Source organism: Streptomyces sp. NPDC087845, assembly GCF_044742755.1.
In the GTDB taxonomy this organism is placed as follows: Bacteria; Actinomycetota; Actinomycetes; order Streptomycetales; family Streptomycetaceae; genus Streptomyces.
The window spans coordinates 485,562-501,260 of the sequence record NZ_JBIUVC010000004.1 but is presented as its reverse complement, the minus strand read 5'-3'; the positions used below and the strand labels follow the sequence as shown (position 1 = coordinate 501,260).

The following is a 15,699-nucleotide window of genomic DNA, read 5'->3' as shown; positions in this document are numbered from 1 at the left end:
GTCTTGGCACGTCACATCTACAACTGCCCCCTGCGCTGGTCGGACATGGATGCCTTCGGCCACGTGAACAACGTGGTCTTCCTCCGCTATCTGGAGGAGGCGCGCATCGACTTCATGTTCCGGCTGGCGCCGGGGGACGGTTCGCCGTCCTTCTCGGGCGGGTCCGTCGTGGCCCGGCACGAGATCGACTACGTGCGCCCGCTGGTCCACCGGCACGAACCGGTGACCGTCGAGTCGTGGGTCACGAAGATCGGCGCGGCTTCGCTGACGATCGCGTACGAGATCAAGGACCCGGACCAGGTGTATGTACGGGCCTCGACCGTGGTCGTGCCGTACAACCTGGCCGAGGAGCGGCCCCGGCGGATCTCCGCCGAGGAGAAGCTCTTCCTCCAGCAGTACCTGGCCGAGGAGCCCGCCGCAGCATGACGGTGCCCGTGCGGTCGCTGGAGTTCGCCGACGCGAGGGAGGCCGCGGATCTCGCGGCCTTCCTCGGCCGGCTGCTCCACTACGACCGGGCCGCCGCGGTGCGGATGCAGGCGGGCGGCGGCGCGCTGGCCGTGTTCGGCAGGCCGCCGTCGTTCGAGGTCCTGGCGATCCGGGCGGCGCGGCTGGCCGGATCGCACGACTTCGACACCACGGTGTCCGCGGGTGAACTCCTCGAATCCCTCGACGCCGAGGGCGCGGCAGCCGGTTCGGGCTCCCTGCCCGCACCGGTCACCGGACCGCCGTGGACGGGTGTCCTCCCGCCCCGCGGCGGCTGGCGCGAACTGCCGGGCCTGCCCGATCCGGTCGCCCTGCGCACAGCGGTCACCGCGGCGGTGGCGGAGTTCCGCGCCCGCGACGAGGCGCTGCCCGAGGAACGCCGTACCCGGGCGGAGCGCGACCTGATCGGCCGCGAGATCTGGTCCCGGACGCTCGCCGCCACCGGACTTCCGCTGCGGGCCGTCCACGCCGCCCAGTCCCTCGGCTTCCTCCGGCCGGCGCCCGACTTCCCGGTCGCCCTGCTCGCGGCCGGGTCCTGGCTGCGGCTGCGCACCCCGTTCGGCTCGGTCGCCCTGCGCGGACCGGGCGGCGGGCTCGGCACGCTCGCCGTGTCGGTGGGCGCGGGCTGAACACCGGCCCGTCGACGCGGCCCGTCCGGACGGGGTGACCCGCCCGGACCAGCCGCGGGGCACGGTCCAGCCGGACAGGCCGCAAGGCACGCCCTAGCCGGTCAGGGCCCTGTCCACCAGCCGCAGCGCGGCCGCGTCCTGGGCGTCCTGAGCCGGGTCGCCCATCCGCAGCGTGAACGTGGCGCTGGTCGCGGCCCGCGCGCCGTCCGGCGTCACCCCGCTCTCGGAGACGATCCCCAGATGGGTTCCGCCGTGGAACCAGATCCCGCCGCTGCTCCCCGCCACCGGGCGCCAGGCGATGCCCAGTCCGTAGCGGACCCCCGGCGCCGCACTCCAGTCCTCGGCCACCACCGTCTCCTTCATCGCGGCCAGCTGGGCCGGGCGCAGCAGCCGGCCGCTCATCAGGGCGCGCAGGAAGACGCCGTGGTCGTGGGTGGTGCTGATCACGGAGCCGTCCGCCCCGCCGCCGGAGGCGAGCGTCGTGTCCACCGGCCGGGCACAGCCGGGGAACCAGGTGTGCGCGGTGGCCGTGGGACGGGGCACGTACGGGGAGGTTCCCGGTGTGAACGTGTGGCGCAGGCCCAGGGGTTCGATGATCCGGTCGTGGATCTCCTGCGCCCAGGGGTTGCCGGTCACCTGCTCGATGACCAGGCCCGCCACCACGTAGTTGGTGCTGGAGTAGCCCCAGCGCCGTTCCCGGGCGGGGTGTTCGGCGTCCGGCACCCACAGGGGCGGCCGGCTCAGGGCCGCCTTCAGCTGGTCCTCGGGGGCCGTGGTACGGAACCGCGACCGGCGGTAGCCGTCCGGGGTGGACGCATCGGCCGCGTCCGGTGAGACGGCGAGGTAGTCGTTCAGCCCGCTGGTCTGGCGCAGCAGATTGGCGACCGTGATCCTGCGGCCGTCGTTGCCGTTGCCCCGTACGGCGCCCGGCAGCCACCGCTCGACGGTGTCCGTGAGCGCGAGCCGCCCCTCGCCGGCCAGTTGGAGGGCGAGCGTGGCCGTGAACGTCTTGGTGTCGCTGCCGATCCGGTAGTAGGCGTCCCAGGGGACCGGGTGGTGCGGGGCCTCCAGGGCGGCGGATCCGGCGCGGGCCGTCGTCCGGCCGTGGGCGCTCTGCACCTCGGCGAGTACGCCGGTGGCCCCGGTGGCCAGGATCGCGTCCACATCGCGCTGGAGGCGGTTGCGGAGCCCGGGGCCGTGGTGGGGTGCGGCGGCCGTCGCCGCGGGTCCGGACGCTCCGGTGAGCAGGGCCGCTGCCGTGGCCGCCAGGCCCGTACGTCTGCTGATCACCGGTCCTCCCCGGTGCGGGGGCAGGTCAGGTCGGCGCCGGGCAGTGTGCCGTCGCGCAGGTAGTCGTCGACCGCCGCGTCGGCGCAGGGGACGGGGGTGAGGCCGTCGAGTCCGCGTCCGTACACCCCGTGCGAGCGGATGTCCGCCGTCACCAGCCGTGAACCGGTCAGCCGGTGGTGCAGGGCCAAGGCCCCTTCGTAGGGGACGTTGTTGTCGCGCCGGGCCTGGAGCATCAGCACGGGTACGTCGTTGCCGATCACCGTGGCGGGCTCGCGGGACGTGCTCGTCCAGAACGCGCACGGGGCAATCATGCTGTTGACGAGCGGGCCGAAGACGGGCTGGGCGGCGCGGCTGCGTTCCATGTTCCGCCAGTACGTCTCCGGGTTCCCCGGCCAGCCGCCGGCCGGCCAGCCGCGGTCGCCGCACATGAAGAGGGTTCCGCCCAGCATGCTGTCCGCCAGCTCGGGCGACGCGAGCATTTCGAGCATGGCGGCGAGCTCCGGGCCGGGCTCGACCGGCCTGCCCGCGGCGGCGTCGGTCAGGTCGCGCACCGTGCCGGCGAGCGCCGGGTCGTACTCCTCGTGCTGGATGAACTGCCGCAGCATCAGCCGCAGCACCGGCGCGTCGAGCCGGACGCCGGAGACGGTCACCGGGCGCCGCTCGGCCCCGTCGAGCAACAGCTGGACGCTCGCCCGGACTTCGGCCGGTGTGCTGCCGAGCCGGTAGGTGCCGTCCCGCCGCGCGGTCCAGCCGGCCCAGGCGTCCAGTGCCTCTTCGAGCGGCTTGCCCGCCCGCTGGAAGAGTTCGTACTGGGTGGCCGTCGGGTCGGTCGAGGAGTCGATGACGATGCGGTCGGCGCGGCGGGGGAACATCTGGGTGTAGACGGCGCCCAGATCGGCGCCGTAGGAGACGCCGTAGTACGACAGTCTGCGCTCGCCCAGCGCCGCGCGGATCGCGTCCATGTCGCGGGCGACGTTCCTGGTCGTGGCGTGCGGGAGGAGCCGGGCGTTGTCCCCGTGCTCCTGGCAGCGGCGTGCGGTGTCGCGCGCGGACCGTACCGACTGCTCGAAGTCCTCGCGGCGGGTCGTGACCGGTCCGGGCGCGGGCACGGGGGCGGCGGGGTCGCAGGTGAGGGGGGTGGACTCGCCGAGGAAGCGGGGATCGAAGCCGATCAGGTCGTAGCGGTCCGCGACGTCCTTCAACGCGGGCCGCAGATAAAGGGTGCTGGTGAGTCCGGTGCCGCCGGGACCGCCCGGGTTGGACAGCAGGACGCCCCGTCGCTGCCCGTGCTTCGCGGTGGCCTTGATACGGGAGACGGCGATCCGGATGGTCCGGCCCCCGGGGTCGGAGTAGTCGAGCGGGACGGTCACCTTCGCGCACTGCGCGCCCGCCTCGTTCAGTTCCTGCTGCTGCGGCGAGCAGGGGCCCCAGACGAGCCGCTGGTGGGAGGGGGTGGCCGACGCGGGTACGTTGCCCGTCAGCAGAGAGGTCAGGCCCAGGCCGACGGCGGCCAGTGTGGCGACGCGCATGGTGCTCCTCGGGATCAGGTGGATGACTCCCGCACGACGCTAGGGGCGTACGTGGCGCGGGAACATCCGGTCACCCGGTCGAAGCGGCCGGGGGCTGGCCCCACCCGCTCCCGTCACGGGCGGGGGCCGGCCCCACCCGCTCCCGTCACGGGCGCGGCTGGTCGTCCGGCCAGACCCCGATGTGGTCCTGCTCCAGCTCCAGCATCACGCGGTGCTCCATGCCGAGCGCCTCCGTGTAGTCGGCGGGCAGTTGCAGCCGGCCCGCGCGGTCGAGCATCGCGTACTCGCGGGCCACCTGGGACTCCAGGCCCGTCGCCGCGTCGACCTCGGTGCGGCGCAGCACCTCGGAGGACGTACGGCCGTCGCGGATGGCGACGGTGCGGCGGACCTCGCTCGCCACCGCCTGGTCGTGCGTGACGATCACGATCGTGGTGCCGAGCTCCTCGTTGGCGCGGCGGAACGCGGCGAAGACCTGCTCGCCGGTGGCCGAGTCGAGTTCGCCGGTCGGTTCGTCGGCGAGCAGCACCGACGGGTTGTTCGCGAGCGCGACGGCGATCGCCACCCGCTGCTGCTGGCCGCCGGAGAGCTGCTCCGGGCGCCGGTCGCGGCATTCCTCCAGCCCCAGCATGCCGAGCAGCGACTCGGCGCGCGCGGCCCGTTCCCGGTTGCGGCCCCGGCCGCGCAGCTGCATCGGCAGGGTGATGTTCTGGACGGCGGTGAGGTACGGGAGCAGATTGCGGGCGGTCTGCTGCCAGACGAACCCGACGACTTCCCGGCGGTAGTGCAGCCGTTCCTTCGTCCCCATCGCCAGCAGATCGGACCCCGCGACCTTCGCCGACCCGGCCGTGGGCACGTCGAGCCCCGCCAGGATGTTCATCAGGGTCGACTTGCCACTGCCGGAAGCGCCGACCAGGGCCATCAACTCGCCCTCGGTGACCAGCAGGTCGAGGCCCTGGAGGGCCTGCACCTCCACCCCGGCCGCCGAGAAGATGCGGACCACGCGGTCGCAGGCGATCAGCGCGTCGTGCCCGTACGAGGGCCGGTCGCGGTGTGCGGTGGCCCGCTGTTCGAGCTCGGCCAGCGTGGTGTCGGTCGACGGCGACGTCATCGGGGGTCTCCTGACCTGAGTTCGGTGATCGGTCCGCGGCTCCCGGCCCACCAGGCCTGAACGGTGGCCACCGCGGCGGTGAGGACGACCACGCCGAGCGCCGGGAGCGTCAGCGACCACGGGTCGGCCCGCAGCGGAACGGTGTCGAGTGTGCCGGAGCCGGGTCCGGTGGAGAGGGCGAGGTTCAGCAGGTCGACGCCCGGCGCCAGCAGGGCGGTCGTCGCCCATCCGACGAACAGCCCGCCGACGGCGGCCAGCAGCGCCTGAGGCATCGCTTCGAGGCCGAGGAGCCGTCGGCCCTGCCGGGAGGTGAGGCCCATGGTCCGCAGCCGGGCCAGCAGGGCGGTGCGTTCCGGGGCGGTCTGCAGCAGCGACAGCAGGACGGCCAGCAGGGCGTAGCCCGCGCCCGCCGCGAGCGCCGCCGTGTAGATCCCCCCGGCGCCCCGCTGCATGGGGGTGTCGACGAAAGCGCCGCGTGCCTCGGAACGCAGCTGTACGGAGATGCCCTTGCCCGCGTGGTGCGCCGCCGTGCGGAGCGCCTTCGTGTCCAGGGAGCCACCGGTGACCAGCAGCGAGGTGGTCTGCCGACGGGTGAGGGACGCGGCGTCGACGATCAGGAAGTCGCTGTCGGACACGGCCGGAGTGCGGGTGACGGTACCCGCCACCCGGACCTTGAAGTTCCCGGCCGCCGTGGAGAGGTCGCGCGGCCGGTCGCCCAGCCGCTCGGCGACGGAACGCGAGGCGATGACCGGCAGCACCCGGCCATCCGATGCGTCCGCCCCCTCCGACGCGTCCGCCCCCTTCGGCGCCGAGGTCTTCAACCGGTCGGCGGGGAACGCCCCGAGGCCCGTCGCGCGGGCCAGCCGGGCATACGCCGCCGGGTCGACGCCCACCAGGGTGGCGCCCTTCGTGCGCGTGTTCCCGGCCCCGTCGGTCGGCAGTGGAACGCCGTACTCGATCTGCACGCGCGCCACCTCCCGCACGCCGCCCGCTCCCTCCACCTCCCGGATCAGGCGGTCCGGCAGGGCCACGGAGTTGCCCGGACCGCCGATCCTGGCGTCCGCGCCGGTCGCGCGCACCGCCGCGCCGTCCCGCGCGTTCTCGATACCGGCGAGCACCGAGCCGCCGAACGCCGCCGTGGTCAGCGCGATCAGCAGCGCGAGCAGCGGCAGCGTGCCGCCCGCCGAGGTACGCCCGGCGCGGGCCAGCGACAGGAAGCCGACCGCCCCGCGCCGCCGGGCGACGGAGCGCGAGGCGAGACGCAGCGGCAGCGGCAGGATCCGCACGAGGACCAGGGCGGCGATCAGCCCGACGAGTACGGGGGCCGCGCTGACCAGCAGGTCGCTGCCGCCCTCGCCGCCCGTGCCGCGCCGGCGCAGGGCGACGACCGCCCCGACGGCCAGCACCAGCAGGGTGAGTTCGGCGACCGTGCGCGGCCGTGACGGGCGGGCGTGCATCAGGTCGTCGCGGGCTCCGTGCAGCTGCGGCCTGCGGTGCGGCAGCGCCGTACGCAGCGGCAGGGCGGCGCAGACCACGACGGCGACGGCGGCCGCCGCGGCGACCGCGGGCCACAACCGGGCCTCCCCGATGGTCAGTACGGCGATCAGTAGACCCAGCGCCGCCGCGGGCACGGCGGTCACCACCGTCTCCGCGAGCAGCCGGCCGGCGATGCCGTGCAGCGACGCGCCGCGCGAGCGCAGCAGGGCCAGTTCGCTGCGGCGCCGCGCGCCCAGCAGCCCGATGGTCATCAGCAGGACGACGGCGGCGACGGCCCCGATGCCCACGGCGGCGACCGTGACGACCGGGCCGATCGCGGTACGCAGGGTGTCGTACCCGGAGAGGATCTCGTCCAGATCGGTTCTCAGCGCCGCGTTGCTGCCGGCCACCGCGCGCAGTTTCACCAGCCCGGGACCGCCCTCCAGCGAGGCGACCGAGGAGCGCAGTTCCGGCAGGTCGGTGGCGGCGAGGCGGGAGGCGTCCGGCGCGATCCGCCAGAACACTTCCGGCTGGCCGGCGGTGGCGAGCAGCGCGGGCGCGGCATCCGGCGGCAACAGGACGCCGGCGGTCCAGTAGAAACGCGTTCTGTCCTTCGGCGGGGGCACCAGGGACGGGGTCCGGAGCAGCGGCTGGGCCGACCAGTAGGAGGCCTCGGGACGCTTCGGAGCGACGATGCCGGTGATCCGCACGGTCAGCGGCGTCCCGGCCTGGGTCGGTACGGAGACGACCGAACCGGCCTTGATCCTCAGGGCCTTCGCCGTCTCCTCGGTGACCGCACCCTCGATCTCCGGCCCGTCCGTCGTGACCTCGCCGTGGACGGTGGGCCATGTCCCCGCGCGCAGGGTGGCGTGGTCCCGGAGGGCGGGCAGGGTCGAGTAGGTCAGCGCGGGGTCGATGCCGTACGGCCGGGGCAGCCAGGACTCTCCCGCGGCGATCGGTTCCGCGGTGCGGAAGCCGTACGCGGACTGGGTGGTGTCGGGCCGCACCACGTCGGGAAGCCCGGACAGCACCTGGCGGTGGACGGCCGCCAGCGGTGCGTCGCGCACCGCCGCCTCCCGCGCCGTCCGGTCCAGCTGCAGGTCCGGCTGCGGCGCGCTCAGCTCCAGGACGCTGAGCCGGGGGTCCGCGGCGGCGATGTCGTGCCGCAGCCCCTCGGCCTCGTAACGGTCGACGGCGCGCGGGAACGCGGCGGCGAGGAACGCCGTCAGCAGCACCAGCAGCCCGAGCGCCCAGGCCGCACCGGGGGCGGTACGCAGCCGGGTACGGACCCAGGGCGCGCAGGAGGCGGGGGCGCGACGGCCCCGGTCGGAACGCGAACGCGGGCTCATGTCAGTTGTCCCCTTGGTGGCGCAGCGAGGTCGCGGGGTCGGCGCCGCGCAGGGCGAGGCACGCGACGATCACCAGCGGCAGCGCGGCGACGCCGGCCAGCAGCGCCGCGATCTGCCCGGCCGGCAGCTGCACCAGCACGGTGGGCACCGGCGCGGTGGCCTGCCCGGTCAGCACGATGAGCGGCACGACGGCGCGGTTCAGTACGGCCCCGAGCGCCGCCCCGACCAGCAGGGCGATCGCGATCAGCAGGCCCTGCTCGACGGCGATCATCCGGGTCAGCCGCCGGCGCGGCGTCCCCAGCGCCCGCAGGACGGCGAACTCGGCGTTCCGTTCGCGCTGGGCCCCGACGGCGCTCACCGCGAAGCCGACCGCGGCCAGGGCCGCGGCGACGAGCGCCACCGCGGGCAGCGCGGCCTGCGGACCGGCGCCCAGCGGATCGCTGACCAGCTCCTGCGCGATCTCGTCGCGCACCCGGACCTGTGTCGGATCGGTGTCGGGCTGCGCCCGCAGCGCGGCGGCGACCTTTCCGGACTCTCCCGGGCCGGCGCTCAGCCACCACTCGTTGGCGGTCAGCGCGGCGCTCGGGCGGTGGGCGAGGACCTGGCCGACGGCCCTGAAGTCGAGCAGCAGGGCGCCACCGTCCCGGGCCCGGTCGGAGCCGGTCCCGGAGGCGTCGGAGCCGGGGCCCGTGGTCGGCAGCCGGCGTACCGCGTCGATGATCTTCACCCGGACCGTCTCGCCGGCCAGGGTGATGTCGACGCTCTGGCCCTTCTTCGCCCCGGCCGCCGTGAGGTACGCGTCGGTGGCGATGGCGTTCAGTGCCGGGGCCTTGCCGCGGTGCACGGCGGCCCGGACGCTGAAGGAGGGCGCCCATTCCATCGGCAGGGCGTCCGTGGTGGAGCCGGTCTCGTAGCCGAGGGCCAGTGCGGTCTTCGCGGAGGCGGTCGCGGCCACCGGCTGGCTGTTGGGCTCGGTCTCGCCGAATCCGGAGGCGCTCAGCTCGGCGTCCCAGCCGAAACCGCCGGGAACCGTGACCGGCTGCTCGGACCCGCCGGCCGTCACGGCCCTGAGGCCGCTGACGCCGAACCGGTGCGTCTTGCTCCGGCCGGCCGGACGCTTGCCGTCCAGCTCGAACCCGGTCACGGCGAAGTCGCCCGCGGCGGACACCGTGAACGTGAACGGATGCGTCTTCCCGTCGACGGGTACGGTTCCGGCCTGCACCCGGTACGGCAGGCCGTACCGGTCCTCCAGCAGCACGGTGAGGAGCGGTCCGGTGCCGGACGACGACGGCCGCCCGGACCCCCCGGACGAAGTGATCCGCGCGTCGAACCGGACCTGCTCGCTGTTCTTCGGCAGCGGCAGCCCGGCCCGTGCCGCCTTCGGCGGGGCGAGCGAGTCGAGCAGCTGCTCCTTCGGCCGGTCGCTGAGGTCGTCGCGCATCAGCATCCGCTCGCCGGCGTGCGCGGTGTCCAGGACGAGGACGTCGGCCGTGCGGTCACCGGAGAGCTCCGCCGTCGTACGGAACGCGGGCGCCGCGTCCCGTACGCCCGGCATCCGCGCGTACGCGCCCGCCTTCGCCGGATCGCCTTCGATGCCGCCCACCATGCGCAGCGACGCACCGGCCCTGAAGTCCGCCTGGTCGCCCTGCGAACGGTCCCAGGACGCGCGCTGCCCGACCGCCAGCATGCCCATCGCCACCGACAGGATCAGCAGCAGCACCGGCCCGGCATTGCGCAGCGGGCGCCTGCTGAACTGCCAGCCGGCCAGGGCCGTGATCAGTCCCCGGCCGCCCGCCGCACGGCGTTCCGCGAGCCGGGCCGCGGGCGGCAGCAGCCGCAGCGTCAGTACGGTGCCCGCGAGCAGCAGCAGGGCCGGAGCGGCGACCAGCAGCGGGTCGACGCCGAGACCGCCCTGCCGGTCGCCGCTCAGCGCACCGCTGCCCGACCCCGTCGTCTGGCGGTCGAGCTGCCAGTACGCCACGGCCGCGATGACCAGCAGGCCGATGTCGGCGCCCGCCTTCAGCGGTGCGGGCAGGGCGACGGCACGGCGGGAACCGCGCTCCCCGGAACCGGCCGCCAGCGCGGGCGCCACGACGGCCAGCGCACACGTCAGCGCGGTGACGACGGCGACCAGCCACACGGTGGCGGTGGCACCCCCGTCGAGCCTCAGCCCGAGCCGGGACAGCCCGCCGCGGTCCGCGAGCAGCCGGGTCAGCGGCCCGGCGAGCAGCGGGGCGGCCAGCGCGGCGGGCAGGGCGAGCAGCAGCGCCTCGATCGCGGCGAACGCGGTGATGCGGCCACGCGATCCGCCGCGGGCCCGCAGCAGCCGGGTCTCTCCGTCGCGCTCACTGCTCAGCAGCCGGGCCACCAGCAGCAGCGCGTAACCGGCGAGCATCACCAACTGGACGGCCACGATCATCACCGTCGAGCGGGAGACCAGCAGCGCCCGGTCGATCTGCTCCAGCACCTGGGGGAGCGAGGTCCGCACGGTGGCCCCGCTCCTGAACTCGGGCGTGGCCTGCAGCTTCTTGGGCGCGGCCGTGGCGGCGCCGCGCAGTGCGTCCATCCGGCCCGTGGTGACGGTGCGGAAGTCGGCGGACGCCAGCCAGGACATCTCGCCGGAGCTGACCCGTCCGGACCCGGTCACGGAGGGGTCGGCGAGCAGCGGACCGTATGTCGTGAAGTCGACCTTCCGGACGCCACGCCCGCCGAGCTCGTCCAGCTGCCAGTACGGATCGGTCTGGTCGGACACCTCGTAGACCCCGGTGACCAGCACGCGCAGCGGCTTGTCGTCCAGCCGGTCGGTGAGGGTCAGCCGCGAGCCGGGCCCCAGCTTCAGGGCCTGGGCGGCGGTGCGCGGCAGGGCGACCTGGACCGGATCGCCGGCCTTTCCGCTCCCCGCCGCCGGCATGCGGCCCTCGGCGATCCGGATGCGGCTGCGGTCGAGCGAGGCGAAGTGGGTGAGATCCGGGTCGCTTCCCCGGACGGCCGGGGCCCGCGGATCGCGGGGCAGCGCGTACGCCGCCGACGTCTCCAGCGTCCGGACGGTCACGGGAAGGCCGTCGAAGGTGTCGCGGGCGACCCTCCGGGCCGCCGCGTCGGCCGTGTTCCGCTGCGCGGGCTCCACCTGCGCGGACATGACGAGGGAGGCGGCTGCCGCCGCCCGGTGCGTGAGGGAGTGGCGCAGCGCCGCGTCGCCGATGGAGCCGGAGAAGGCGGTGAGCGCGGCCAGTACCGATGTCGTGAGCAGTACGGCGAGCACGGCAGCGGCGAGCAGGAGCCGATAGGCCCTCACCCGGAGAAAGACGAACCCCGTCACACGTGCCCCCCTGGACCCTCACCGCACACACGCCCCCCGGCGTTCCCCGGATGCTTTCAGGCCACACCGGTCATTGGAAAGCACTTGTGTGCACAACTTGATGGGATCGTGACCGTTATCCGGCGACGGGGGTACGCATTTCGTGCCCGAAAGGCCCGATGAATTCGTGTTCGACGGACCCGGGGATTCCGTGCCCGGCGGGCCCGGGGAAGGGGAGGAAGAGGAACGGTTCGAGTCCTCAGCCCTCGGCGTTCACCATCGAGGCTGCGGCATACGTGAGGTAGTCCCACAACTGCCGCTCGTGCTCCGGCGCCAGCCCGAGCTCGTCGAGAGCGATCCGCATGTGGCCGAGCCACGCGTCGTGCGCCGCGCGGTCCACCCGGAACGGGACGTGCCGCATCCGCAGCCGCGGATGTCCGCGCTGCTCACCGTAGGTGCGGGGCCCGCCCCAGTACTGGATCAGGAACAGCCTGAACCGCACCTCGGCCGGACCCAGATCCTCCTCCGGGTACATCGGCCGCAGCAGCGGGTCCTCGGCGACCCCCTGGTAGAAGCGGTGCACCAGGCGCCGGAAGGTCTCCTCGCCACCGACCTGCTCGTAGAAGGTCTGCTCCTGCAGCGTGTCGCGCGGAATCTCTGTCACCCGTCCATCGTCGCAGACGCACCGGCCGAGGTCCGGGGTCCTAGGACTCCGGACCCCGGCCCCCGGCCCGGTTCCTGGCCCCGGGGCCCCCGGCGCAGGAAGGTGGAGGCATGGACGACGCGCACCCCGATCCCTTCGCCGCGGCCGCCGCCGAGGAGCGGTGGGCGATGGTGCGCGGGATCGCGGCCGGCGGGGCGCTGACCGACCCGCGATGGCGGGCCGCGTTCGAAGAGGTGCCGCGCCACCTCTTCGTGCCGTACTACTTCGTGGGCGGCGGAGCGGACCGCCTGTGGTGCCAGGATCCCGACCCGGTGAGGCGGGCCCAGTGGCTGGGCGGGGCGTACGCGGACGGGGCGCTGGCCACCCGGATCCGGGACGGCGAGCTGATCTCGTCGTGCAGCCAGCCGTCGCTGATGGCCCGGATGCTCGAAGAGCTGGCCGTGCGGGACGGGCAGCGGGTCCTGGAGATCGGCGCGGGCAGCGGCTACAACGCGGCGCTGCTCTCGCACCGGCTCGGCGACGGCGCCGTGACCACCGTCGACCTCGACCCGGAGATCACCGAGTCGGCCCGCCGGCATCTGGCGGCGGCCGGATACCGGCCGGCGGTGATCACCGGGGACGGGACGCGGGGCTGGCCCCCGCGCGGCCCGTACGACCGGATCATCGCGACCTGCACCCTGCCGTGCGTACCGCAGACCTGTCTGAGCCAGTGCGCGCCGGACGCACGGATACTGGCGCCGTTCGCCACCGGGCTGATCGCGCTGCGGGTGCACGAAGGGGAACGCGGGACGTACGCCGAGGGCCGGTTCCTGCACACACCCGCGTACTTCGTACCGCTGCGCGGCACACCGCCGAGGCCCGAACGGCGCCCGCACCCGGGCACACTGCCCCGGCGCGTCGGCGAGAACCAGCTCTTCCAGTTCCTGCTGGCGCTGACCGGGGCCGCCCTCGACCCCCGCGAAGCCCTCTCCCTCTGGCAGCGCGAGGGGCGCCCCGAGCGGGAGAGGTTCGGCGTCACGGTCCGGGACGGGCGGCAGTGGGCCTGGCTGGACGACCCCGAGGGGCCGTACGCCTGGCCACTGCCCGGCGGGTAGCGCGGCCCGGTCGTCAGTCCCGGCGGACCGTGATCGTCGTCCACGCCCCGACATGCACCCGGTCGCCGTCCTGGAGCGGGACGGGGACGTACGGCTGGATCGGGTCCTCGGCGCCGTTGAGCGTGGTGCCGTTCGTGGAGTTCTGGTCGACCACGGCCCAGCCGCCGTCGGGCTGCTGCACCAGCACCGCGTGCTGGTGCGAGACGCCCGGGTCCTCCGGCGGCACCGACAGATCGATGTCGGGGGACTCGCCGGTGCTGTGCCTGCGGCGGCCGACGGTGACCTGGCTGCCGGTCAGCGGAAGCTGCTGCTCCGGGGAGTACGCGGGCAGGTTGAGCCCGGTCGCCTCGGGGCCGCTGCGCTGCATCATCGCCAGGAAGTACTCGCGGTCCGGGGCGATGACCGCGGTCCAGCTCGCGGGCGGCTGGTTCTGGTTCTGGCCCGGGAAGGGCGGTTGCTGCTGCGCCGGGGCCGGTGGCTGCGGAGCCTGGGCCCCGGACGGCGGCGACAGCATCCAGTCGTCGTCGCCGCCGGACCGCGGCGGCTGCGCCTGCTGCGGGGCGGGCGGCTGCGGTGCGGGCGGGGCGGGCGGACCGGGCTGGTCGAACGAGGGCGGCGCCGACTGCTGCTGGAACGGCGACGGAAGCGGCGGCCCCTGCTGCTGGAACGGCGGGGGCGGTGCCGACTGCTGCTGGAAGGGCGGCGGAGGCGGCCCCTGCTGCTGGAAAGGCTGCGGCGGCTGCGGCGACTGGGGCCCCTGTACCGCGGGCCCGGGGTGGCCGCCCCGGTCGGCGGAGAGCGGCTCGGCCGGGCGGTTCACCTGCGAGGGCCGCGAGCCCTGGTACTCGAACGGGTCGCGCTGCTGCTGAGGGCCCGGCGGATGCTGGGCCTGGAAGCCCGGCGGCAGGTTGAGACCCGGCGGAGGGCCGGGAACGCTGTGGGACGGCGCCAGCGGGGTGTACGACGTCGCGGTGTTCGTGAGGAAGTTCCAGCGGCACTCCTCGCAGAACGGCGCCATCGCCTCACGCGGCGTGCGGCACTGCGGGCAGAGCTCGGCCTGCTGGGTCTTGTCCGGGCCGGGGCCCTGCGGGTGGCCGTAACCGGGAGCGGGCGGCGGGGGAGGCGGCGGGGGGACGGCACCCGCAGGCGCGCCCGCCCCGGTCATGCGATGGCCGCAGACCTCGCACCAGTCGTCGGAACCCGACTGGTGTCCGTTCGGGCAGGTCGGCATGTCGGCGCTTCCCCCTCTCCTCGTCCGGCCCCGGGGGCCGTGGATTCTTCCTGCTCTGCGCCACCCGGACCCGGAGCGCTCCGGCCGGTCGGCCCGACTGCGCGGCCGTGTGGCTGTGCGGTTGTTCGCCGTGTCGTTACTTCTTGACGCGAACGGTCTTGGTGGAGCGTGTTTCGAGTGTCATCGAGTCCGCTTCCGCGACCTTCGCCTTCAGTCGCACAGTACCGGTCGCCGCGTCGACGACGTCTACCACCTTCGAAAGGAGTTTCGCGGTGTCCTCGTTCCCGGATGCCGAAGCCAGCTGCACCGCGCGGCCCAGTTTCGCGGTCGCGCCGTCGAAGTCTCCCGACTTGCGGGCATCGAGCCCCTGCTGGATGACTTGTGCCAGTTCCGCCTGGCCGGTGTAGTGCGCGACCTGCGGGTTCATCGAGGTGGACGCCGCCATGTCCGCTGTCCACACCGCGCGTACGAGGCCCTGCGAAAGCGTCTGCGGCGCCCCGCCCGACGGGTCGGGGAGGACCAGCGAGACCCGGGACGCCAGCATCTCCTGCCCGATCCCGGCCTCCGGCACCTGGACGCACACGTGGTAGTCGCGGGACTCGTCGCCCCAGGAACCCGTGGGATAGTCCCCGGCGCGGGGGCCCGCCTCGGTGCGGCGGCCGGTCAGGTCGACGACCGCGGGCGCGACCTGCTTCACGAACTTGATCTCGACCCCGACGGGCGTCCAGAGCCGCAGCGCGACATCCGCGACCTCCTTGCCCATCACGTTCTCCATCATCTGTGTGAAGTCCGCGGCCAGCCCCGCCGGGTCGGCGACGATGTCGGCCGTGCCGAGCAGCGCGGACGCGACGGCTGTGACCTCTTTCACCTCCCAGTCGGTGCCGACACCGCGGGCGTCGCAGGTGAAGCGGCCCGCGCAGGACTCCAGCGCGGCCCGCAGGTCCTCCGGCGCCTCGTGCTCGTTGCGGCCGTCGGTGAGGAGGATGCCGTGCCGGATCGCCACATCGGCGGCGCCGAGCAGCCGGTCGGCCAGCCGCAGCCAGGTGCCGATCGCCGTACCGCCGCCGGCGCTGAGCGCGCGCAGGGCCTCCTTCGCCTGGGCCTTGGTCCGTGCGTCGGCGACGGCCAGCCTGCCGTTGCCCGGGTAGACCTCCTTGGCGACGTGCGTGCCGCCGACCACGGCGAACGAGGTGCCGTCGCGCAGGGTGTCGATCGCCGCGGCCGTCGCATCGCGGGCATGGCGCATCTTCGTCGGCGGGTAGTCCATCGACCCGGAGCAGTCGACCATGATCACCACGGCGGCGCTCGGCGCCCGTCCCGGTACCTGCGGGGGCGTCGCGGCCGCACCGGACAGCGGGACGCCGCCGGTGGTGCCGCCTCCGGTCGAGGTGACCGTGACGATCGCGTTGACCTCGCGACCGCCCTCCGGCAGATATTCGTTCTGGTACACCTCGACGAAGAACTGCGGCACGTTCGACTTGGAGAAGTTGGCCATCTGATCGGCTCCTCGGGACTCCAGGTGTCGGATGAAGACAGCTGTGAGGGAAG

General features: G+C 74.3%; 11 protein-coding genes. 3 read left to right on the top strand and 8 right to left on the bottom strand.

The genetic code is table 11. The features are described 5' to 3' along the window. The first annotated feature begins 3 nt into the window (after positions 1-3). Both ACIOMQ_RS14190 and ACIOMQ_RS14185 read left to right on the top strand, forming a co-directional pair. Positions 4-426, top strand: a complete 423-nt coding sequence (locus ACIOMQ_RS14190) for a thioesterase family protein (RefSeq protein WP_266361441.1) — start codon at positions 4-6, stop codon at positions 424-426. Beyond that, complete coding sequence (locus ACIOMQ_RS14185) at positions 423-1,112, top strand: hypothetical protein (protein WP_362206816.1); 690 nt, start codon at positions 423-425, stop codon at positions 1,110-1,112. Before ACIOMQ_RS14190 ends, ACIOMQ_RS14185 begins: the two co-directional genes overlap by 4 nt. 93 nt (positions 1,113-1,205) lie before the next feature. Here ACIOMQ_RS14185 and ACIOMQ_RS14180 read toward each other — a convergent pair whose 3' ends face one another. The 6 genes from ACIOMQ_RS14180 to ACIOMQ_RS14155 all read right to left on the bottom strand — a co-directional run bounded on the left by ACIOMQ_RS14180 (position 1,206) and on the right by ACIOMQ_RS14155 (position 11,826). Further along, complete coding sequence (locus ACIOMQ_RS14180; protein WP_402189059.1) at positions 1,206-2,402, bottom strand: serine hydrolase domain-containing protein; 1,197 nt, start codon at positions 2,400-2,402, stop codon at positions 1,206-1,208. Further along, entirely contained in the window at positions 2,399-3,931 is a 1,533-nt protein-coding gene (locus tag ACIOMQ_RS14175; protein ID WP_402189057.1) for an alpha/beta hydrolase, read from the bottom strand. The genes ACIOMQ_RS14180 and ACIOMQ_RS14175 overlap by 4 nt, the downstream gene beginning before the upstream one ends. A 145-nt stretch (positions 3,932-4,076) precedes the next feature. Beyond that, positions 4,077-5,039 carry an ABC transporter ATP-binding protein gene (locus ACIOMQ_RS14170; RefSeq protein ID WP_401753107.1) on the bottom strand — a complete coding sequence of 321 codons (963 nt, stop codon included), beginning with the start codon at positions 5,037-5,039 and terminating at the stop codon, positions 4,077-4,079. Next, entirely contained in the window at positions 5,036-7,864 is a 2,829-nt protein-coding gene (locus ACIOMQ_RS14165; RefSeq protein ID WP_402189055.1) for an FtsX-like permease family protein, read from the bottom strand. Before ACIOMQ_RS14165 ends, ACIOMQ_RS14170 begins: the two co-directional genes overlap by 4 nt. Before the next feature lies 1 nt (position 7,865). Further along, on the bottom strand, positions 7,866-11,183 hold the full coding sequence (locus ACIOMQ_RS14160; protein WP_402189053.1) for an FtsX-like permease family protein: 3,318 nt from the start codon (positions 11,181-11,183) through the stop codon (positions 7,866-7,868). 238 nt (positions 11,184-11,421) lie between these two features. Continuing rightward, positions 11,422-11,826 (bottom strand): globin, encoded by a 405-nt coding sequence (locus tag ACIOMQ_RS14155; RefSeq protein WP_362206822.1) that lies wholly within the window; start codon positions 11,824-11,826, stop codon positions 11,422-11,424. Positions 11,827-11,936: 110 nt separating this feature from the next. On the opposite strand from ACIOMQ_RS14155, the gene ACIOMQ_RS14150 reads away from it, so the two are divergent. Next, positions 11,937-12,920, top strand: a complete 984-nt coding sequence (locus ACIOMQ_RS14150; protein WP_402189051.1) for a methyltransferase domain-containing protein — start codon at positions 11,937-11,939, stop codon at positions 12,918-12,920. A gap of 13 nt (positions 12,921-12,933) precedes the next feature. On the opposite strand, the gene ACIOMQ_RS14145 is transcribed toward ACIOMQ_RS14150, so the two are convergent. Together ACIOMQ_RS14145 and ACIOMQ_RS14140 are read right to left on the bottom strand one after the other, a co-directional pair. Further along, the gene (locus ACIOMQ_RS14145) at positions 12,934-14,151 is read right to left on the bottom strand and encodes an FHA domain-containing protein (protein WP_402189049.1); all 1,218 of its coding nucleotides are present in this window, start codon (positions 14,149-14,151) and stop codon (positions 12,934-12,936) included. A gap of 136 nt (positions 14,152-14,287) precedes the next feature. Further along, positions 14,288-15,646: a VWA domain-containing protein gene (locus ACIOMQ_RS14140; RefSeq protein WP_401937932.1), complete on the bottom strand. Its 1,359-nt coding sequence runs from the start codon at positions 15,644-15,646 to the stop codon at positions 14,288-14,290. Positions 15,647-15,699: the final 53 nt, after the last annotated feature.